Below are 17,599 nucleotides of genomic sequence, written 5' to 3' on the forward strand. Positions count from 1 at the left end.
GTTCCCCTCCCTTTACTACTTTCTACTTTTTAAAGCAGATAATGTATTTTTCATAACCGATTTCGCTTTCAATAACTCTTTTTTATTTGTTAAATTGTTATTTACTTCTTGATTACTTAAATATTTAGCAAGAGATTTAATTGACGTATGCTCATAAAGAACAACTATAGGTAAGTCTCGTTTAAAGGCCTCTTTTAATTTCACATTAATACGAACAAGATCTAAAGAACTCATTCCTAGATCGAAGAAATTATCGTAAATTCCTATTTCTTCGATTCCAAACATATCTTTTAATAATTCGTATAATTGTTGTTCAATTTCATTAGTTGGTGGTCTATACGTTGTGAAAACATCTGAACGATTCTGCTTTAATCTATTCTTACTTCCTTTTTCCAATAGTTCATTATAATAGTTGGCACCATTTAAAAGTTTCCAATGTAAATCTATTGGAGAAACCACGACTTGTTGTTGATTTCTATTGATAATACTACGGAATACTTTTAAACCCTCTTCTACAGTTACACCATCATGTAATACACTTTCCATATCCATATTAAATTGCTTTGCCCATATTTCAGCCGACTTAAGTGACATACCCACCTCTTGCCAATCTGGCCAGTTAATAGCTACAGTGAACACTCCATCATGAGCCCGCTTATAAAACGCAAATGCATCTAAAAATTCATTCGCTGCATTATAACCACTCTGACCAAATTTCATATGATACGCCACATTACCAATTGATGAACATAGTACGAAGAAATCAATTGGTTCATCTTTTAATAAAGCATCGAGTACTAATGTACCTTTAATTTTCGGAGCTAAAATTTTATTATTAGATTCTTTTTCACGATTCATCATAATACCTAGATAATCAGCGACACCTGCTGCATGAATTACGCCATTAATAGAACCAAAACGAGATTTAGCCTTTTCAATTGCCTGTTTCATATCATCTTGATTGGAAACATCAGAACTTAGGATCATGTATTCTGCACCTTGAGACTCCATTGTTAACAAATCAGAAATAACTCGGCTTACACGCTCGTCTTTATTTTCTAGGTACTGTTCCCATTGATTACGAGGTGGGAACTCTGAGCGGCCAATCAATATAAGTTTGACATTTGGTACTCTATTAGCTAAATCTTTTGCAATTTCAAATCCAATTCCACCAAGTCCACCAGTAATTAAATAGACGCCACCCTCTCGTAATCTATCAATTTCTACATCTTCTTCCTCAAAAGGACTTTGAATAATCGTTTGCGCCCATCGATGACGTCCTCGATAAGCTACAACTATATCAGTAGAATCCACAAAACTCTCCATTAAACCCGCTTCTTCAAACATTTGTTGAGAATCTGTATCCATATCAATGGTACGACATTTTATATTTTGAAACTCAAGATTGCATATTTTTGAAAAGCCTAGAATTGTAGCTTGCTCTGGCTTTAAGTTCAGCTCTGTACCTGTAACTTCAAACATACGGTCAGTAAAAATGTTTAACTGTAATGCTCCCTCATAATTAATTTTCCCAATTGCTTGTGCAATATAAAGTAACGAATAATATCCTTCATCCATTGATCGTTCAATTCTCTCTTGATCGAGAATAACCTCATTAACTGGATTAAAGCTCCAAGCATGTATAATCTTATTTGGTAATAAATCTTTTTGTTCTAATTCTGAAAATAGCATTTCATAATGCATTTTTTGAGATGGACATATCGTATATAAACCGTCGGATTTTTCAGAGAAAATACCACCTGTTTTAACTTCAATTACATCATGACCTTCTCTTTTTAATTTTTCTATCAGTCGATTGAATCGATTTAGATGATCATTGAAAATAAGCCATTTATATTTTTGTTCTTTCTTTATTTGTATAGATTTTAATGTTTTGCGTTCCCAAGAAGGCAAATAAAACCAGTCTTTAATATTAGCCTGTTTATTATGGCCTCTTGTTTCCTGAGTTAAACTCTGAGATTGAGTATTAAAAAATGGATCAGCTTTAAATCGTTTTTTCATGAAAGGATACGTTGGTAAATCTAATAACCTTTTATTCTCACTGTTATTAAAAGTATTCCAATTTATAGTTCCACCTTGCATCCATAACCGTCCCATTTGCTTGCATAAATGCTCGAAGTCATTTGATTTATCCAGAGGATGACGTAACATGTTTAAAGCCAATTGATCTTTACTTCTATTTAAATGTTTTAATACAAAAGTTGATAATGCATTACCTGGGCCAATCTCAAGGCAAATTACATTTTTCAAATGAAAAATTTCAGATAATCCCTTTGAAAATTGAACAGTACTTCGTAGATGCTGTGCCCAATAAGAAGGTGATGTGGCTTGATTTGCTGTAATCATTTCACCTGTAACATTAGATATATAAGGTATTTTTGGACTTGATAATTTTATATTTCCTACAGCTTGCTCAAATGCATCTAGAACTTCATCCATCATTCGAGAATGGAAAGCATGCGAAGTAAATAGACGCGTTGTCTTTACTCCATGATTTAAAAGTAATTCCTCAATCTTATTGATTGAAAGTACAGTACCAGAAATTACTGAATGTTGAGAGGAATTTACAGCTGCTATATCTACATCATCTGTTATATAGGTTTGTAATTCTTCAACAGATAAATTTACACTTAGCATAGCGCCTTCTGATACGCTATTCATTAACTTCCCTCTAATCATTACTAAATGTAATGCATCTTCATAAGACATTACTTCTGCTAAACAAGCTGCTACAAACTCACCAATACTATGGCCAAACATGACCCTTGGATAAACTCCCCAATTCATTAGAAGCTTGGCTAATGCATATTCAATAGTGAATAGTAGAGGTTGCGTCATTGAAGTTCTATTTAACTGTTCAGTTGCTTTATCCTCTGTCTCCTTTGTAGGATACAAAATATTTTTCATGTCTATATCTAACCAATTTGAGAGTAAGGCTAAACCTTGATCAACGTGTTCACGAAATACAGGTTCATTTTCATATAAATCTCTACCCATATTGATATACTGTGATCCTTGCCCTGAAAAAAGAAAGGCTAAAGGTCTACTATCCATTGCGTTTGTTTTCTCTAGTCCCGTATCACCAAGTTTTTCTATGGCATCCTCTATTCCATTAACAACTACAGCAGTTCTATATGGAAATTCACGACGACCTTTTTGTAATGTATAAGCTGTATCAGATAGAGATATCTCTGGATTCTCCTTCAAATGCAATAATAGATCGTTAGTAGCTTTATCTAAGGATTCTTCTGTTTTTGCTGAAACAGTTAATAAGTTCCAAGATTGTTTTTCAAAATTCTTAGCATTGTCAGGAACAGACTCTAACACTATATGTGCATTAGTTCCACCCATCCCAAACGAACTAACACCCGCTCTTCTTACCTCTTCTTTCCATGGGATAAGTTCCGTATTTACACGAAACGAATTTTTTCCAAAATCAATGCTAGGGTTTGGATTATTATAATGAAGGCTCGGCGGAATTTTCCTGTTTTTCAAAGCTAAGACCGTCTTTATAAATCCTCCAACTCCTGCTGCAGCATCTAAATGTCCAATGTTCGTCTTCACTGATCCAATTAAAACTCTACCTGGTTCTTGCTTACCAAAAGCTAACTTCAATGCTTCTACTTCTATAGGATCACCTAGTTGCGTACCAGTCCCATGAGTTTCTATATATGAGATTTCTTCAGGCTTAACACCAGCTATTTCATGAGCCGATTTTATAACAGCAGCTTGTCCATCAACCCCTGGCGCTGTAAATCCAGCCTTATTGGACCCATCATTGTTTACTGCAGCTCCCTTAATAACTCCATGTATTAAATTTCCATCTCGAAGAGCGTCCTCCAACCTTTTCAGTACTACAATACCAGCACCATTTCCACCGACTGTTCCTTGAGCATCCTTATCAAAAGCTCGACAATGACCATCTGGTGAGAAAATCATACCATCTTCATATAAATATCCTGTTTTTGTTGGATAAGTTATACTTACTCCCCCGGCCAAAGCTATATCGCATCGTCCATCAATAAGATCTGCCCATGCGTTTTGAATAGCAACTAAGGAAGTAGAACAAGCTGTTTGTACTGTAATCGCTGGTCCTTTTAGATTTAATTTATAAGCCAGTCGAGTAGCAAAGAAATCTTTTTCGTTTAACAACATTGCTTGGAAATCTTCTAATGTATTAGAAGATTCACTAGCAATAGAACGAAGCCAGTGGAAATTTGGTGATCCTCCAACATAAACTCCTGTATTCATATGAGAAGAATTAACCTCACCTGCTTGTTCTAGTGCTTCCCATGCGCATTCATGAAGTATACGCAGTTGTGGATCCATCATTTCAGCTTCTTTTAGACTGTAATCAAAAAATTCATTATCAAATGCATCTACATCTTCTAAATACCCTTTAGATTTTATATAATTAGGCTTTTGAATCACTTCTTTTGGTATGCCCATCTCACTAAGCTCTTCATCTGTAAATGTTCGAATGGATTCTATCCCTTGTTCTAAATTTGACCAGAATTGCTTAAGATTAGAAGCGCCTGGCATACGAACCGCCATACCAACCACTGCTACATCATTTTTATTCATAGATAAAAGATTTTCTTTCTTAACTTCTTCAGGTTGGCGGTCCATATCATTATCACTTCTAAAGTAGGAAGCTTGATCATGAACCGTTGGGTATCGGAATAACATAGGCATTGTAAGTTCTTTTTCAAACTTGCTTCGTAAACGAGAGAACAATCGAACCATTTTTAAGGAGTTCCCTCCAACATCAAAGAAATTATCATACAATCCTACTTTTTCTACCCCCAAAACTTCCTTCCAAACATCAGCTACTGTTGTTTCAAGTTCATCTAGCAAATCATTTGGTTGTACTAACTTAGTAGGCTTAGGTAAAGCACGACGATTAACTTTTCCATTCGTAGTTAATGGCATTTCACTTAAAAGCACAAAATACATAGGTATCATATACGAAGGTATTTTGTCAGTAAGATAATAACGTAATTCATTTTGAGATATATCTTGATCAGTTAGTATATAAGCACACAGTTCTTGCTCCTCTCCAAAAGCAATAGATAAAACTACCGCTTCCTTCACATCCGCATGCTGTTGTAAATGATGTTCTATTTCTCCTGTTTCGATTCGATAACCACGTATCTTCACTTGATGATCACTACGACCTATATACTCCATCTCACCATTTTCAAGAATACGAACTAAATCTCCTGATCTATATAATCTTTCACTTGGATTATAAGGATTCTGTATAAAACGTTCACTGTTTAGTTCAGGACGATTTAGATATCCCCGCGCAACTCCATGTCCTCCAACATAAAGTTCCCCTTGCATTCCCTTAGGTGTAGGATTCATATGTTTATCAAATACATAGCACGAATACGTAGGAAGAGGCACGCCTATAGCACTAAGATTACTGTGCATTTCTTTTTCTCCAATTTCCTTATAAGTAACATGTACTGTCGTCTCAGTTATTCCATACATATTTACTATGACCGTATTAGGTGAACGCTTAAACCAACTTTGCAGTAAACCTGGCTTCAGCATTTCCCCTCCAAATGTAATTAACCTAATTTTAAAAGCAAGTTTAGGCATCTCTTCAACTACTTGTTGAAAAACATAGAATGCAGATGGAGTTTGATTCAATACTGTTACTCCCTCATCTGCAATCAACTGAGCAAGTTTATACGTATCACGGATTGTTTCTTTTGTTGCCAGGACAAGACGTCCACCATAAGTAAGTGATCCAAATATTTCCCAAACTGACATATCAAAACAGAAAGAATGAAATAGTAACCACACATCATTACTAGAGAATTTAAAACTATTTGGTTGATGCATGACAAGTTGTATTACATTACGATGTTCAATCATAACCCCTTTAGGACGTCCTGTTGTTCCAGAAGTATAAATGACATATGCTAAATTATTTGGGGCAACATCTACTCTCTCGAAATCTTGCATCGATGTCTTATTAAGTTCTTCAATAAAAAGTATTGTGCTATCAAATTTAACTTTATCTTCAAATAAATTTGAGGTTATTATTACATTTGAACCACTATCTTGAAGAATAAAATCAATTCGTTCCTGCGGATAATCAGGATCAATTGGAACATAAGCCCCACCTGCTTTTAAAATACCAAGTAGAGAGATAATCATATTAAATGAGTAATCCAACATTACAGCTACTGGAGAATCTAAAATGACACGTTTAAATCAACAATTGGAGTCGTTTCATATTCAGTTCTTCTTTGGACATCACTTTGAATTCTTTGTAAAAGATCTGAAACAGTCATTCTCCCATCTGCACTTACACGAAGTGGTGGTGTATTTATAAATAAACCTACCATTTCACTCAGACCGTGCATTGGAATTGAACGCCCAGATACTGTTGTACCGAATATTACGTCCTCTGAATTTTTGTACCTTTGTAATAATAGACCCCAGGCTGTATAGAATAATGTAGCCAATGTTACACCTTGATTACTTGCAAAACTTCGAAATCTATCACTTCGCTCTTTATCTATCTCTTTTACATATGTTTTTGCTTTTTTTAGTTGATTAGAATTTTTATTGGATAAATTTATTTGTTCAATTAATTCATTTAAATATTGTTCCCAAAAAAGCTTTTGTTTTGATTTATCTTGTTTTTGTTGCCATAGTATATATTCTTTAAATTTCTTTTTATTTATAGATGATGGTACATCTCCCTTTATTAACTCTCGATATACCTTAATAAACTCTTGTAAAATAATACTATTACTCCAACCATCAAACAAAATATGATGATGACGTAAAACCATTTCATATTCGCCTTCGTTCAAATGGCACAGTTCGATAGAAAAGGGAACTGTTTGTAAATCAAAGCTTTCTGTATCATTAGATACTTTGCCATCACTATAAATAATGTTCGGAGTATGCTCTTTTAGTATAAGTTGTACAGGTTGTTTAACTTTTTCCCATCGAAAAATTGTACGCAGCATTTCATTTTCCCGCGTTACATAATTCCACGCCTCTTCAAACTTTGGAATATTAATTTTTCCAGTTAAGCAAAGTCGAAGTTCTTCATGATATAGCTTTCCTTCGGGTTCTTTCAAATAATGATAAAGAATACCTTCCTGCACTGGTGTAAGGGCGATTACATCTTCAATATCTTCTTTATGAATCTTTACTGCTTTCCTCATTAACAGAACCTCCTACAAGTGTGGTATGGTGTGAATATTTATCGGAACCTAATAAGGCAAGTGCTTTTCTATCTATCTTTCCGCTATCCGTTAATGGCATTTCATTTACACGTACAAAACTGTTAGGTATCATATAATCTGGTAAAAATAAGCGTAGATATTTTTTTAACCTCTCTAACTCAATATCATTTTCTGACTCATAGAAAGCTATTAACTTAACTACCATCTCAGATTCTTGTCTTACAATTACCGCACATTGTAAAACTCCTTCACAAGACATTAAACACGATTCTATTTCCCCTAACTCAATACGAAGGCCATTAACTTTAACTTGAAAATCAATTCTTCCATGAAACTCAATATTCCCATCCGATCTTATTAAAGCTAAGTCACCGGTTTTATATATACGGGTATCAAGGGAATATTGTACAAACTTTTCTGCCGTTAATTGCGGCCTATTTACATATCCACGTGCTAATCCTATACCTGAGATACATAATTCTCCTATATGGCCTTCCTGAAGTTTATTACCATATTTATCAACAACAAACATCTCAATATTCTTAATTGCTCGCCCTATTGGAACGCTCCCTTCTGTAATCTCATGTGTCGGACAATCATAAGCAGTCACATCAATGGTTGCTTCAGTAGGTCCGTACAGATTAGTAAGAAGTGTACCATTAGAGAAATTTAGCAGCTTGTTAAAACGGTTTACATGTTGAGACAGTAGTGCCTCACCACTAACAAATACTTGTTTCAACGATTTTATTCGGTTAGTTTCACCTGTCACATCAAGATAGTGTAAAAATGCACTTAACATAGATGGTACAAAATGCATAATTGTCACGTCATTACTTTCAGTTGTCTCAATAATAGCCTGTGGAAACTTCTCCATCCCCGGCGCAAGAATACATACTTTGGCTCCAACTATGGCCCACCAGAACATCTCCCATACGGACACATCAAATGTATAAGGGGTCTTTTGTAATATAGTATCCTTTGAACTAATTGGATAAGCCTCTTGCATCCACTCAATTCGATTTATTAAGGCCGAATGCTCAATCATAACACCCTTAGGTTTCCCGGTTGAACCGGAAGTGTATATTACATACACAAGATCAGAGGGTTTGTTAATACACTCTAGATTTTCACCCTTTCCTTCATAGGAAATCGAATCTAAAGCCAACATATCAGCTTTCAAACTATCTTGAAAACGATGTAGGATTTGCTTTTGTGTCAGTATTAATTTAGCACCGCTATCTTCTATAATGAATTGTAATCGTGATGATGGATGATTCGGGGAAAGCGGCAGATATGCTCCGCCCGCTTTTAATATCCCGAAAATTCCGACAACCATTTCGATAGATCGCTCTACCATAATACCTACAACTGTATCTGGTCCAACTCCACCTTCACGTAAAAGACGAGCTAATTGGTTACTTTTTTCATTTAATTCCTTATAAGTTAATGTTTCTTTTTTAAAAATAACAGCAACCTCATCTGGCGTACGGACTACTTGTTCTTCAAACAGCTTCTGTATACATGTACTCATCCGGGTTGTATCACTCCTTTTGTTACAGGTATTTTTTCAATGGCACGTTTCGCTTTTTTAGCAAATCCCTTACCAAGTAATAGCTGATGAATCTGATTACTCCCCTCAACGATCTCCATTGTTTTAGAATCTCTAAAGCACCTTGATATTGAATAATTATCATTACAACCAAGTGCTCCCATAATCTGTACAGCATTCGTTGAATGCCTTGTACCTGAGCGCGATGCAAAATATTTTGCAATCATAATCTTTTCAGTAGCATCAGCTCGATGCTCATTTTTGGCCTTACAAGCTTCTAAACTAAGTAGTATAGAAGCTTCTAAATCTACTCCCATATCCGTAATCATATGTGAAATCATGCCATGATCAATTAGAGAGTTACCAAATGCACTTCTATGTAATACATGATTCCCACAGATTTCTAAACAAGTACGTAATACACCAAGAGCAGCAAAGGCAATTGAAATACGCCCAAATTCTAAAGCATACGGTGCAAGGTAAGTAAAAGCAAATCCTGGTCTACCAATGATATTTTCTAAAGGTATTTCTACATTATTGAATTCAATTTCTGCCAAATATGCAGCTTTAAATCCAAGCATGTCTCTTATATGAGTAACATTTACACCCGCACTATCTTTTGGTACTAAACAGGCAACTGGTTGTTCACCATTTAGTTTTCCAAATACCAAAAACACATCAGCAGCTGCACCAAAAGTGATCCACTTCTTCACTCCATTAAGTATTAATTTATCCCCGTGTTGATCGAAGTTCGTTTTAATCATATTTAAATCTGATCCTGCTCCAGGTTCAGTAAGGGCTAATGCAGCTATTTGATTACCAGATGCAAGTAATGGTAACCACTGATTTTTTTGATTTTCTGTTCCCCATTTTAAAATCGTTTCTGTTACCATCGTATGGACATTAAATAATCCCGAAAGAGAGACACTACCTCTTGCTATTGCTTCAGTAAATAACCCATACGTTACATAATCCCATTCTAATCCACCATACTCTGCTGGAAGTGTTCCACCTAAATAACCATTTTTAGCACAAGTCTTTATTATGTCTGATGGAATGCCCTGTTCAATCTCCCAACTATTAGCGTAAGGTTCTATATTTTCACAAACAAAATCCAAAAAATTCTGATACATTTTATATTGAGATGGCTCTAAGTATTGTTTCATGTCCATTACCGAACCATTTGCTTATTTCTTATAAAATTACCAATAGAATTTACAGACTTATAGTTATCCATATCTAAGTCATCCATAGTTACCTTTATGGCAAATTCTTTTTCAAGAAAAGTCATCAATTGGATTGCAAATAAAGAATTAACTAATCCTTCTTCAAAAATCTCAGTATCATCATTAAATTCAATACCTACATGATCTTGAATATACATATGAATAATTTGTTCTAAATTTTTATCTTGCATTTTATACACCCCTATTTGTAATTTTTAATTTTAATAAGCGTAAAAACCTTTACCACTCTTTCTACCACATTCACCTGCATCCACCATTTTTTTAAGTAATGGACAACATCTAAACTTTGGATCTTGATATTCCTCATAAAGTACATTCAAAGAATGTAATACTGTATCTAACCCAATTAAATCTGCTGTTTCTAATGGACCCATTGTATGTCCAAAGCATTTTTTAAATATATCGTCTACCTGTTTAGGCGTTGCTACACCATCCATTACAACCCAAGCCGATTCATTCATGAATAAGTGGGAGATACGGTTAGAAACAAACCCAGTCTGATCATTAACCACAATTGCATCTTTATCTAATTGTTTGAGGAAAGATTGAGCTTTTTCGACCGTTTCATCTGAAGTTAAATATCCTCTAATAACTTCTATAGATGGTTTCATATATACCGGATTCATAAAATGCATTCCTATTATTTTATCTGGACGCTTTGTTACTCCTCCTACTTTTGTTATTGAGATACAAGACGTATTGACTCCGAAAATTGTATCCTTTTTACATATCTCATCTAATCTTCTATAGATCGGCTCTTTAATTTGCCAGTTTTCTGGAACATTTTCTACTATATAATCACATTCAGCCACTTCATCAAGATTAGTAGAGCTACTTATTAACGAAAGTACTTCTTCCTTATGCATTCTAGGAAATGCTTTATTAATTAGAGGAGCAAAGCGAACTGTCTCTAATATTTTCTCTTCCGCTATTTCTAACTGCTCTTCTGTAACATCAATTAATACCGTTTCTAGACCATGCAGCACTAAATCTACTGCCATGCCGATCCCCATTGTTCCAGCACCTACAATACCAATTTTCTTGAACATTTATCCATCATCGCTCCCTTAATATATTTATAATTTATATCTAAAAACTTTTACATTGAAGAACTCTTTGCAGGTAACGTTTTTGTTCTCTCTCTTTAATCTGTTTTTCAGTAAGTGCTGTTTTCATCATTTGGATTGCTTCTTCTACATCACTTTTCTCCACTGAATACCCCGAATTAATTTTTTCTTCCAATTGACTTTGGACCTTTTGAAATGGGAGTACTACCTTTTTCTGATAATCACTTAAATCTGTATTATAATTTTTTGTACTTACAACTACAGTTAAACACCCTGATATAACTTCTTCATAATCAGATCCTTGTAATGTAAAAGAATTTTTTGTATTTAGGATATCTTTCTCCCTTTCATAATTAAATGTCGATATAGCAGGGTTAATAGCTTGCAGAAGATACTTCAAGACTTCCTTTGGTCCCATTTCAATAGCTTTCATAGACCCATGATTCATTAGATAGTGAATCATGTCCAACCATTTCACAGGCTTTATTAATTGTAAGTAAAGGTTTTCTCTTATATTTTCTACACCTTTATACATTGAACTATCATGATTCGCTATGACAGGTACTAATGGCTGTTTCATGTCTATATTTTCTAGTACACTCTTATATTTTTCAGCAGCAGGTTGCATCATAGGAGAATGAAATGGCCCACTTAATTTAAGGGGGATTGCAATTCCCCCATGCTCTACTACCATTTCACAAGCTAACTGAACCGCAGAGTTTGTACCAGAAATTGATGTTTTATTTGAAGTGTCATAAGCCGATATATATACTTCCTGTCCCTTGGTTAACAATTCTGAACAAATACCTTCAACAATTTCTGGAGCAAGATTGTTAACCCATGCCATAGTTCCATCTATAGTCAATGCATAGCTACTCAAAATCGTACTACGTTCTTGTACTAATTTTAAGGTATCTGAAAATGCAATTGCTCCAGAAGCACATAGAGCTGTATATTCTCCCAAAGAATATCCAATCATTGCCTCTGGTTTATTGCCTATTTCCTGTTCAAAAACTCGAAAAGCTGCCATGCTAGTTGTTACTAAAGCAGTCTGTGAATTTTGTAACTTTTCAAGGTCAGCTTTGTATATCTTCTCCATACAAAGGGAAGCCATGTCTATTTTTAGAGTGTCACTTGCTTCTTCAAATATCTCACGTGCTACAGGGAAGTTTTCATAAAGGTACTTACCCATTCCAGAATAATGGGATCCTACGCCAGGAAACATAAATACAATATTCATCTTTTTATCTCCCTTTTTTTCATCTTAAGCTATCTTCAACTCTATCTAATAAAGCTCGTCCCTCTTCAGTTTTTCTTAAATTCACTAAATCAACTACATAGCGAATATCTGATACATCATTCCATCCTAAATCCAGTGCAAGATTCATATGCTTTAACGAAAGATCGATTCTATCAATTAATGAATAACCACATGAAAGTAAAAAGTGATGCCATGCATTTAAATCTCCTATAGTACGGGCTTTTTGTACAAACTCACTAGCTTTATTAAAATCTGAATAGTATCTTAGTTGATGGTATGCGGTAAAAACGAAATTATCTAATTCGTTATAAGGAAACACATAAGCTGTATAGGTTTGAAGATTTGTGAATCCAACTTTTCCCGCTAGTTTAATAGATGGAATACGAAAATCCTCTGTCTTCCAATGTGGTGTTCTTCCTTGTTTTAAACAGTCATCCAAGAATGCTCTTGCAGCCAACCAAGCATACCCTTTACCTCGCTGGAATAAATCATAAGTATTAATTCCAATTTCCACATCAGTATCTGTCGCAAAAACCGATAAGCAACTAGTTACAACTTGTTCATGTACCATTACTACATAACCAAATCCATTTCGGATGAAATCCTGAGTTGACTCCCAAAAATCAACAATATCATCCCGTACCATTGCGAACTTTTTATCTGATAACATGTCGATTGTAATACGTTCCACCGTTACCCCATTAGGCATATTAGGTTTAGATAACTTATTATAAGACTCCGGATCAAAAGTAAATGTTACTCGAGTGTAAGGTTTAGGAATAAACATTTGCAATTGTTCCTCGACAACCTGTTTCCATTTTGATTCGGGTAATAATTCAACTTGAAAAAAGTCATCCCCTATCTGCTGAGCCTCAGGTGCAATTACTTCTTTAATAAAAGTTGGTAGACTTGAAACAAAATTACTTGTAGGATCACCTAATAAATAAAAAATTTCTTGTTCTGCCCATACAAGTGCACATCTAGGGTTATTAGGATTATCCACATAAATATGTCCCTTATTGTAACCATGAGCTATACCATTAAGTATTGGATGGTTCTTATAATCAACGAGAAGTGGAGATATTTGTTTGAATTCATCCTTTTCTTTTACCAATTCATAAATCATATTCTTAAAAGTCCTCCCTTTTGAGAACAAGTGTGAAGTGCATGCTGCGCAATAATTGGCTGAAGTACCTGCGAGGTACCTTCAATAATTTCTAAAACCTTTGCTTCCCTAAATAAACGCTCAACAGGATATTCTCTTGAAAACCCGTTTCCACCAAACACTTGGACAGCGTCTGTGGCTACCTTCATAGCCATCTTTGAGGCAAAATATTTTGCAATGGTTGTTTCAATTACAGCATCAGTATGTCTATCCTGACGCTTTTTCCCAGCCTCTTGGCATAACGAACGAGCTGCTTTTATATTTACACTTGCTTCTGCTAAAATTGTTTGAATTGCTTCATATTCACATATATATTTATTTCCTTGTTTTCTTCTTCTTGAATAAGCTACCATTGCTTCTAGTGCTTCTTGAGCAATGGCCACTCCCGCCCAGGCAATACTATATCTACCATGATCAAGAGCTGTGTTAACTACATAACTCCATCCACCCCCAATTGGTCCTAACAAATTTTCAGCTGGTACCTTTACATCTTGCAAATGAATCTCAGCTATATGCGAGGAATTACTTGCTAACAGTTTACTCATTTTATTTGTAGAAACACCCGTCATTGACCGTTCAACAATAAAGGCACTAACTTTTCCTTCACTGGACGCAAAAACCAAAAAACAATCTGCAATGTCAGCAAATGAAATCCATTTTTTGTGCCCATTAAGAATAAAATAATCATCAACTTGTTTATAGGAAGTTCCAACCGCTTTTGCATCAGAACCAACCTCTGGCTCAGTTAGGGCAAATGAAAATAATAGGTTCCCCGTTGCCATCTCAGGTAACCATTTTCTCTTTTGCTCTTCAGTCCCCCACCTTTTAATTGACTCCCCTACTAAAGATACATGAACTGTAAGTAATTCACGAACCGAATTACAAGCTTTACCAATGATTTCAGTAAGACGACCATAATCTAAAGAATCAAGAGAAAGCCCACCATATTCTTTTGGTATCGTTGCACCCAATACACCATAACTTGAGATTTCTTGTAACACATCATAGGGAAGCTCTTCATTACTTTCAAACTCACTTGCTCGAGGCCGAAGCTTCTTTTCCGCAAACTCATCAACTACTCCCAGAATCTCTTCTGCATTACTCATACTGTGAAATTCCCATTCTTCTTTTTGTTAATTAGATCAACCATATTATTAATAGTAGAAAAGTTAATAATATCAAGTTCATCATTATCTACTACTATATCAAACTCCGTTTCTATAAAATTTAACATTTGCATAGCAAAGAGCGAATTCACATAACCTTTTTCAAATATGTTGTCATCATTAGCAACAATAGTTTCCTCTGCATTAAAAATAATAAGATTTTTTTTAATGTATTGACGTATTTTTTCATGATTATCCATGTAATTACTCCTTCTGAGACCTAGGAAATCAATTAACCAATATCCCAATTAAAATCGGTCTCTATTATTATTTTTTCTTTCTCCTGAGTCGCAGATAAAACAAGTTCTTTTTCCTCACTTGTTAACATTTGAATATCTTTTAGACTAACATTAGGATGAGTTGTTATTTCTTCTAATAGAAGGTTAAATCGCCGTCCAAATTCTACTATTGTTGATTTATCAAATAAAGATGTAGCATATTCAAAAGTGAATTCATATATATCTTTATTTTCTTCAGCAATAAGAGTTAAATCAAACTTACTTGTTAGTGTATCTGTGTTTGTTTCTGTGCTAATTTCTAATCCATCCACAACTGTATGTTTTTCATCCGAATTTTGTAATACAAACATGACATCAAATAAAGCACTTCGGCTTAAGTCTCTAGAAAGATCTAATTTTTCCACTAACTGATCAAATGGATACACCTGATGTTCGAAAGCTTCTAACGTATCGTTTTTCACTTTTTTCAAGTGATTAATAAAAGATTGATCTGGATTTATTTGATAACGTAATGCAATTGTATTTACAAACAGCCCCATAAGAGGTAACAAATCAGCATGCGGCCTACCTGCAACTGGTGATCCTATAATGACATCCTTTTGTTCCCCATGCTTGTACAGAAAAATAGTGAAAGTAGCCATAAGTAACATAAAAGGTGTCGTATCAGTTTCTAGTGCTATTTTTTTTATTTTTTGAGTAATTTCCTTGTTTACTTGGAAATTGTATTGTTCACCCTCAAAACTCTTTACTGGTGGTCGACCTCGATCGTATGGTAATTCAAGAACTGGTATATCCCCTGAGAATAATTCCTCCCAGTATTTCTTATGGATATCAAATTCTTTAGAAGATAATAATTTTTGTTCCCACACAGCATAATCTTTATATTGCAAACGATTTTCCGGCAATGTTTCCCCTGCATATAGGGCCTTAAAATCATGCATAAAGATACTTAAAGACACGCCATCTGTTATGATGTGATGAAGGTCAATTACAAGTAAATAACTATTATCTTTTAGCTCCTTTAGTCCAGCCCGCATTAACGGAACCTTAGAAAGATCAAATGGTTGTAACCATTCTTTATAATCTCCCTTTATCATTTCTAGCTCAAATGTTACCTGTTCTAATACTCTCTGTACTAATTGATCCCCCTGCCACTCAAACTGTGTTCTGAGTATTTCATGGCGTTTAATAAGCTTTTCAAAGACTAATTCTATCCTTTTCCGGTCCACCCTTCCTTTAAGAATAAAACAACTTGGTACATTGTATGTCATCTGTACCCCATCCATCTCTTGTAATAGCATCATTCTTTTTTGAGTCGATGAAACCGGGTATACTTCAGATTTCGGTACTACTTCTATATCTTGCAACCTATTTTCTTTTGAATTTTTAATAAAATGACTTAAAGTGCTTATTGTTGGATACTCAAAAAGATTTGCCAATGATAATTGCACGTTAAATTCTTTCCATATTTTAGCGTTGATTACAGTAGCATGAAGGGAATGACCACCAAGTGCGAAAAAATTATCTTCCACACCAATACAAGGATTACCTATAACTTCTTTCCATATATCAACTAGCTTTCTCTCCATATCATCGAGTGGTTTTACATAATTAGTAGTCTCCATCGATGGAGAAGAATCTATAATTACATTCTTTGTATTACCTTCTATAACAGAAATAAGAAATGTCATTATTTGTTCAGCTAAATTTTGCTCGTATTCTGCAGCATTGTGAATTTTATCTGAAATATTTACTATTCCTTCTTTAGTTACTGATTTTGTTAAGTGCATTTTTATCATTGATCCACGAATTACTCCCCAATTGGCAGCTGCTGTCTTCATAGATTCAGCGATAGTTTGGAAGCCCGAGTGATAATGCTCACCAAGAAACGAAAGCATTTTGGAAAACTTTACTCGGCCATCTACAACTTGACCCAAATGTGAGAATAGCGGAACATCATTAAAGTCTAAATATCCATCTGTCTCTTTATTCAAATCAAACCTACTTATTAGTTGTGTAGCAAAAAGGTGCATTTGTGAAAAAATATGTTTTTCATCTTTTATATGTTTTATCCAATTTGACAAATCGGTTGTAATCGATTGTATGTCTGTGATCTCATCTTCAGTAACTTTTAAAGTACTTACTTTTTGATAACCCTTATGAAAAAGTTCTATTGAAAGTTGTGCATTTTTAACCATAAAATATGGATCGGTAATAATTAAACAGTCTTCTTCGGGCTCATACCCTACAACAACAAATGAATGAACAATATGATTTTTTAGATAATTTTCATCCCAAGGAAGCCAGTAAGCATTCATGGTTAACACCACAGGAAATCCCGAGTATAACTGTTCTAATATAATTTCAAATCCTTCATCGGATGAATCTGTATCAAATATAGTACTTTTTATACCATGATATTTTTCTAAATCACTTACAAAATAACCAGACTCTGTAAATAATCCATCCCCTAAATTCCCATTATCGACAGGAGAAAAACCAAAATCCCATAATCTAGCGTACATTAAATAATGTTTACGCTTAAACCAATTAGCTAACGTAGCAATTACATCATCAATACAATTCTGTTCAGAACTTTTACAAGGCTCTACATCATATAAGATTGAAGAAGTATAATTTCCCATTTACTCACCTCTATATTTTTAC

General features: G+C 34.5%; 10 protein-coding genes and 1 pseudogene. All 11 read right to left on the reverse strand.

What is annotated here, in order from left to right; all coding sequences use genetic code 11:
• Positions 1-15: 15 nt before the first annotated feature.
• A pseudogene (locus CGQ22_RS21650) lies at positions 16-6,177 on the reverse strand (amino acid adenylation domain-containing protein); the annotation flags it as partial.
• Between the two features lie 53 nt (positions 6,178-6,230).
• Complete coding sequence (locus tag CGQ22_RS32985) at positions 6,231-7,217, reverse strand: condensation domain-containing protein (RefSeq protein WP_254704117.1); 987 nt, start codon at positions 7,215-7,217, stop codon at positions 6,231-6,233.
• Positions 7,192-8,769 carry a zwittermicin A synthase ZmaJ gene (zmaJ, locus tag CGQ22_RS21655; RefSeq protein ID WP_089149302.1) on the reverse strand — a complete coding sequence of 526 codons (1,578 nt, stop codon included), beginning with the start codon at positions 8,767-8,769 and terminating at the stop codon, positions 7,192-7,194. The genes CGQ22_RS32985 and zmaJ overlap by 26 nt, the downstream gene beginning before the upstream one ends.
• On the reverse strand, positions 8,766-9,959 hold the full coding sequence (locus CGQ22_RS21660) for an acyl-CoA dehydrogenase family protein (RefSeq protein ID WP_087947947.1): 1,194 nt from the start codon (positions 9,957-9,959) through the stop codon (positions 8,766-8,768). Before CGQ22_RS21660 ends, zmaJ begins: the two co-directional genes overlap by 4 nt.
• Positions 9,959-10,204, reverse strand: coding sequence for an acyl carrier protein (locus CGQ22_RS21665; RefSeq protein WP_001152970.1), 246 nt, complete (start codon positions 10,202-10,204; stop codon positions 9,959-9,961). The genes CGQ22_RS21660 and CGQ22_RS21665 overlap by 1 nt, the downstream gene beginning before the upstream one ends.
• A 30-nt stretch (positions 10,205-10,234) precedes the next feature.
• Positions 10,235-11,083 carry a 3-hydroxyacyl-CoA dehydrogenase family protein gene (locus tag CGQ22_RS21670; protein WP_000473347.1) on the reverse strand — a complete coding sequence of 283 codons (849 nt, stop codon included), beginning with the start codon at positions 11,081-11,083 and terminating at the stop codon, positions 10,235-10,237.
• A gap of 40 nt (positions 11,084-11,123) precedes the next feature.
• Positions 11,124-12,341, reverse strand: a complete 1,218-nt coding sequence (locus CGQ22_RS21675) for an ACP S-malonyltransferase (protein WP_089149303.1) — start codon at positions 12,339-12,341, stop codon at positions 11,124-11,126.
• A gap of 19 nt (positions 12,342-12,360) precedes the next feature.
• Positions 12,361-13,488: a GNAT family N-acetyltransferase gene (locus CGQ22_RS21680; RefSeq protein ID WP_089149304.1), complete on the reverse strand. Its 1,128-nt coding sequence runs from the start codon at positions 13,486-13,488 to the stop codon at positions 12,361-12,363.
• Positions 13,485-14,633, reverse strand: a complete 1,149-nt coding sequence (locus CGQ22_RS21685; RefSeq protein WP_089149305.1) for an acyl-CoA dehydrogenase family protein — start codon at positions 14,631-14,633, stop codon at positions 13,485-13,487. The genes CGQ22_RS21680 and CGQ22_RS21685 overlap by 4 nt, the downstream gene beginning before the upstream one ends.
• On the reverse strand, positions 14,630-14,893 hold the full coding sequence (locus tag CGQ22_RS21690; RefSeq protein WP_000368639.1) for an acyl carrier protein: 264 nt from the start codon (positions 14,891-14,893) through the stop codon (positions 14,630-14,632). The genes CGQ22_RS21685 and CGQ22_RS21690 overlap by 4 nt, the downstream gene beginning before the upstream one ends.
• A gap of 32 nt (positions 14,894-14,925) precedes the next feature.
• The gene (locus CGQ22_RS21695; RefSeq protein ID WP_089149306.1) at positions 14,926-17,577 is read right to left on the reverse strand and encodes a condensation domain-containing protein; all 2,652 of its coding nucleotides are present in this window, start codon (positions 17,575-17,577) and stop codon (positions 14,926-14,928) included.
• Positions 17,578-17,599 lie beyond the last annotated feature (22 nt).

Source organism: Bacillus sp. M13(2017), assembly GCF_002218325.1.
In the GTDB taxonomy this organism is placed as follows: domain Bacteria; phylum Bacillota; class Bacilli; order Bacillales; family Bacillaceae_G; genus Bacillus_A; species Bacillus_A thuringiensis_K.

Excerpts from the sequence above, each read along its gene's own strand:
- CGQ22_RS21680 (WP_089149304.1), bottom strand. The coding sequence starts at position 13,488 with ATGATTTATGAATTGGTAAAAGAAAAGGATGAATTCAAACAAATATCT.
- CGQ22_RS21675 (WP_089149303.1), bottom strand. The coding sequence starts at position 12,341 with ATGAATATTGTATTTATGTTTCCTGGCGTAGGATCCCATTATTCTGGA.
- CGQ22_RS21685 (WP_089149305.1), bottom strand. The coding sequence starts at position 14,633 with ATGAGTAATGCAGAAGAGATTCTGGGAGTAGTTGATGAGTTTGCGGAA.
- zmaJ (WP_089149302.1), bottom strand. The coding sequence starts at position 8,769 with ATGAGTACATGTATACAGAAGCTGTTTGAAGAACAAGTAGTCCGTACG.
- CGQ22_RS21690 (WP_000368639.1), bottom strand. The coding sequence starts at position 14,893 with ATGGATAATCATGAAAAAATACGTCAATACATTAAAAAAAATCTTATT.
- CGQ22_RS21670 (WP_000473347.1), bottom strand. The coding sequence starts at position 11,083 with ATGTTCAAGAAAATTGGTATTGTAGGTGCTGGAACAATGGGGATCGGC.
- CGQ22_RS21665 (WP_001152970.1), bottom strand. The coding sequence starts at position 10,204 with ATGCAAGATAAAAATTTAGAACAAATTATTCATATGTATATTCAAGAT.
- CGQ22_RS32985 (WP_254704117.1), bottom strand. The coding sequence starts at position 7,217 with ATGAGGAAAGCAGTAAAGATTCATAAAGAAGATATTGAAGATGTAATC.
- CGQ22_RS21660 (WP_087947947.1), bottom strand. The coding sequence starts at position 9,959 with ATGGACATGAAACAATACTTAGAGCCATCTCAATATAAAATGTATCAG.
- CGQ22_RS21695 (WP_089149306.1), bottom strand. The coding sequence starts at position 17,577 with ATGGGAAATTATACTTCTTCAATCTTATATGATGTAGAGCCTTGTAAA.